At 69.6% G+C, this 4,594-nt stretch carries 3 protein-coding genes; all 3 read right to left on the bottom strand.

The genetic code is table 11. The features are described 5' to 3' along the window. Positions 1–45: 45 nt before the first annotated feature. The 3 genes from ON39_RS00345 to ON39_RS00335 all read right to left on the bottom strand — a co-directional run bounded on the left by ON39_RS00345 (position 46) and on the right by ON39_RS00335 (position 4,592). A complete protein-coding gene (locus tag ON39_RS00345; protein WP_040729335.1) occupies positions 46–1,299 on the bottom strand; it encodes an oxygenase MpaB family protein in 1,254 nt (417 codons plus the stop codon). A gap of 95 nt (positions 1,300–1,394) precedes the next feature. Beyond that, positions 1,395–2,729: an MFS transporter gene (locus ON39_RS00340; protein WP_040729333.1), complete on the bottom strand. Its 1,335-nt coding sequence runs from the start codon at positions 2,727–2,729 to the stop codon at positions 1,395–1,397. A 123-nt stretch (positions 2,730–2,852) separates the two neighbouring features. Next, positions 2,853–4,592: a putative bifunctional diguanylate cyclase/phosphodiesterase gene (locus ON39_RS00335; RefSeq protein ID WP_063713285.1), complete on the bottom strand. Its 1,740-nt coding sequence runs from the start codon at positions 4,590–4,592 to the stop codon at positions 2,853–2,855. Between the last annotated feature and the right edge of the window lie 2 nt (positions 4,593–4,594).

Raw genomic sequence — 4,594 nt, 5'->3', positions numbered from 1 at the left:
GATCACCCCGGCACGCTACCGCCGTTCGCTCGAGCGCGGCACGAATCACCCCGCGCGCAGGGCCGGGCGGGCGGCGTAGGCGTCGTGACGGGCGTACGTGCGATCGCCGCCGTTGCGGGCGATGGAGCCGCGGACCAGACGGTTACGGATGCGGGCGCCGAGATTTTCGTGGAAGCGGGTGGCGCCGGGCAGGATTCGGCGAGGCAGCTCGAGCGCGCCGTTGACGACGGCGGTCGCCATGACGGCGCTCTGGAAGAACCTGCTGTCCGGCAGCCCGAGGAAGTCGGCGTTGCTGGGGCCGAGCACGATTCGACTGTAGGCCACCATGTATCCAGTGATCACCCGGCGCAGCGCGCGCTGGGCCGCAGTGGTGTCGCCGACGAACAACCCGCCCGCCGCGGGAATGAGCGCCTGCGCCAGCCGTTTCGAGTCGGCGTCCGGGATGAACTCGGTGTCGGCGAGGATCCAGAAGGCACGCCAGGTGTCGGTCTCGCAGGTCGGCAGGATCTCCGCGTCGATGCCGAGCAGGAATCCGACGTAGCGCCACAGCTGGAAGACCGCGTCCTTCTCCCTGGTCGAGAACTGCAGGCCGAGGGCTTGGGCCCCCACGAGATTCGCCATCGAGAACAGGCCGAGGGTGCCGACGGTGAGCACCTGGTTGACCGGCTGGTCCCACGCCTGGTAGTCCCAGTCCGGACGGCGGTTCATGCCGGCCCGCACCAGGGCGTGCATCAACCGCACGCGCAGCACGCTCTTGTAGCCGACCGCATTGCGGTCCAGCCCACCGGGAGTGGTCACGTCCAGCCACCACTGGGTGGTCTCGGCGAGCCTGCGCGGCGCCATCGCGTCGAGGTCGCCGGTGCCGACGAGGGTCTTGTCCGCGCGGGAGGCGAGGTAGCCGCCCATCAGGGCGAACATGCCCATCGCGATGCCGCCCCAGACGCTGGTGCGCCCGACCACGCGCGCGCCGCGCTCGATCTTCGCGCGGTCCAGCCAGTACGGATCGGCCTCCACCTGCGCGAAGAACGCGGTCAGCTCGGCAGGCGCGTCCGGCACCGCCGCGACGCCGCGCTCGACCGCGATCTCGAACATCCGGCGGCCCTCGCCGACCGGCAGTCGCTTGAACATCGCGACCACGGCGTCCGCGAGCGGGTCGCCCACCGTGGCGAATCGGCGGAACGAGTCGCGCTGGGCGGCGGTGCAACTCAGGTCGCCGGGCGCCATGACGGGCACGGCGTACTTGAACGGGAACTCCGTGAACAGCTGCGGAGTCGGCAGTTTCTGGTTGTCATGCGCCATTGCACTTCACCCGTCGGATCGAGGTTCACGGTCGAGCATCTGACTAGACCGTCCCACACGATCGAGTATCTGGCAAGGACTCATGCCAGAATGATCTAGTCCGGTCGGCGCGGCAGCCAAGAGGGGGTGAGCGCGGCGATAGGGAGGATGGCCGCGCCGAAAATCGCGAGGATGGTGGACATCGACCACCAAGAGGTGGCGAGCGCGACGAAGGCGAATGCCACCAGTGAGACGACCTCGCTGAGCAGGCCCGAGACTGAGGTCACGGTGGCGCGGGCCGGGCCGGCGATCGCGTCCTGGAGCCGAGCCCCCGCGACGACATCGGCGTTGTAGACGATCCCGTAGGACAGGCCGATCGCCGTGAACCCCACGCAGACAAGGACATACACGGCGCTGGGCCGGTGCGCGGCGAGCCCGGTGATCAACGCGCCGCCGAGGAACAGGACGCCGGCGAGGCCGAGAGCGAGCGCCATGGCGCGGGCCGAGATTCCCTCGGTGCGTCCGGCCAGCAGCGAACCGCCCAGCGAGCCGAGTACAGTCAGCCCGACGAACAGCGGCACCACCGCCGTCGCCACGCCGACCGACGCGGCGAGCAGCGCGAAGTACTCGTCGAACGCGGTGATCCCGAACAGCAATGCGCCGAGCAGCACGCCGTTGCGCACGGCACGTACTCGAATCGCCTCGCCGACACCGGTCCGCAACATGGTGAGGTAGCGCGCGAACGGTCCCGCGTCGCCGGGATCATGAACTGCTGCCTTCGGACCACCTTCGGACATCGCGGCGGCAGTATGACCACCCACGGTGGATACTCGACCTTCGGATGAAACCAGCTCGCTCGCTTCGTCTTCCAGCTCATCGATGTCGGCGGCGGAGACCGCCTTCGGCGCGCTGGGCATGGTCACCGCGAACACCGTGTGCACAGCGGCGAACCCGACACTGCTCCAACCGATCAGCGCGTAACCGCCCCAGAGGTATAGCGGAGTCGCGGCGACGATGCCGACGACCATCGCGGTCTCCGTCGCCGCTCGTGTGTAGCCGAGGATGCGGGCATACGCGGATCGCTGGCCGCGGGCGGCGAGCTCGTCGTACAGCAGCGCCTCGAAGGTACCGGAGACCAAAGCCCCTGCCGTGCCCCACAGTACGAATCCGAGAGCGAAGCCGAGGTAGGTGGGGACCAGGGTCCACAGGGCGAAGCCGACGGTCAGCAGGACACCGCTGAGGACGAGCAGGGCGCGCCGCGACACCGTGTCGGCCCACGCGCCGGAGGGCACCTCGAGCAGGAACGACGTGGCCGACCAGATCGCGAACAACGACGAGATCTGCCCCGTGCTCAGCCCGTGCTCGGCGAACAGCAGGGCATACAGCGCGTATAGCGGGATCAGCTCGCCGAAGCCCTTGAACAGCACGGCGCGAATCGTCAACGAGCGCACCGTCGACTCGGCGCCGAGAGTGCTACCCGTCAGCCGGGCGAAAACCCCGGTGAGAGATCAACAGACGTAAACGATCAAACGCATGCGCACAGCATGCGCACCCGCGACGGACCCGTCAACCGATTATCCGAGCGGCAACCAGCCGTTGGCGGCGGGCATCGAGTCGCCGTCGCCGAGTTCCCGGCCCGATGTCCCCGGGCCCACCCGGCCGTGGTTCTCGTTGAGATCGCTGATCAGATCCGCCACCGGGTGTGAGTCGCTGTAGTGGTAACCCTGGGCGAGCGCGAAGCCGAGCTCCGTGAGCACCGCGGCCTGGTACTCGGTCTCCACCCCTTCGGCGATCACCTGCAGGTCGAGCGCGCTGCTCAACGCGGCGATCACGCCGAGCAGCGGGGGCGCGGGCGAGTCGGAGCGGATGGCGGCGACGAAGGACTGGTCGACCTTGAGGATGTCGCTCGGCAGCGTGGCGAGCCGGCTGAGCGAGGAGTACCCGGTGCCGAAGTCGTCGATGGCGATGCGCACGCCACGCTCGCGCAGGGTGTGCAGATTCGCGATGGCCGTGTGTGATTCGGCCGCCAGCTCGCTCTCGGTCACCTCGAGCACCAGTTGCTCGGCGGGCCAGCCGGTGGTGGCCAGGATGCTCGCGACCCGGTCGGCGTAGCCCGCCTCGGCCAGTTCCAAGCCGCTGACATTGACGTTGAGCGTCAGGTCGAGCTGGGCGAAGGTGTCCTGCAGGCGCGCGGCGTCGGCACAGGCCCTGCGCAACACCAGCTCGTCCAGGTCGGAGATGAGGTCGTACTCCTCGGCGACCCGGATCAGTCCCTCGGTGGTCACGTCCGGCTGCGCACTCGACGACCAGCGCAGCAGCGCCTCGACGCCGACCGCCTTGCCGCCGCCCTCGGTGAGGCTGACGATCGGCTGATAGTGCACGTCGAGCAGGCCGCGGTCGATGGCCTCGCGCAGCTCCACCGCGAGCGGCAGCTGGCGCGAGGACTCGAGCACCGTGCGGTTGCGGCCCGCCTGCTTGGCCCGGTACAGGCCGACATCGGCGCGGCTCACCAGCAGCGAGCCGGATTCGCCCGGCTGCCACGAGGTCACGCCCGCCGAACAGCCGGTGGTGACCGCCGCGCGCAGCTGCTCGGTGAGCAGGATGGCGGCCTGCTCGGTGGTGTTGGGCAACAGCATCGCGAACGCGTCGCCGCCGTAGCGGGCCAGACGCTGGTCCGGCGCAAGCAGTTTCGACCACGTGTCGGCGACGCGCTGCAGCACGGCGTCGCCCGCGCGGTGGCCGAGGTGGTCGTTGATCTTCTGGAAGCGGTCGAGATCGACCAGCACCAGCGCGAGTCCCTGACCCGTGCGGGTCGCCTGCTCGATCGCCGAGTTGAGCGCCCGGTCGAAGCCGCGCCGGTTCAAAAGCCCGGTCAGCACGTCGATGTCGGCCTCCGACGCCATCCGGGTGAGGATGCCGACGACCACGCCGACGCCGAGGGTCACCCCGGCCGGGATCAAGCCGGACCACCACGGCAGCCCCGGATCCACCGGCCGCACCGGCAGCACCCACAGGCACAGCGCCATGGCGAAGGCGATGTGCGCCGCGGCCTGTGACCACGCGAAGAACAGCGCCGCGTCGCAGGCGACGAAGACGTAGAAGGCGGCGAGACTGATGGCGCCGACGGTGTTCGGGAAGGCGTAGACCGCGACCGTCACCAGCACCGTCGCCATCGCGACGTACCCGTGGTGCACCGAGTGCGGCAGGCGCGGGCCCCACGCGAGCAGGGTGAGCCCGAGCGTCAGCGCGATCGCCGCGGCCGTGCCGACCAGCGGCCGATTACCCTCGTCGCCCGGGGCGATCGCAGTAATCAGCA

Origin of the sequence: Nocardia tenerifensis NBRC 101015 (assembly GCF_000308715.1) — a bacterium.
Classification (GTDB): domain Bacteria; phylum Actinomycetota; class Actinomycetes; order Mycobacteriales; family Mycobacteriaceae; genus Nocardia; species Nocardia tenerifensis.
The sequence above is the reverse complement of the archived record's forward strand: the minus strand, read 5'-3'. Positions and strand labels throughout refer to the sequence as shown.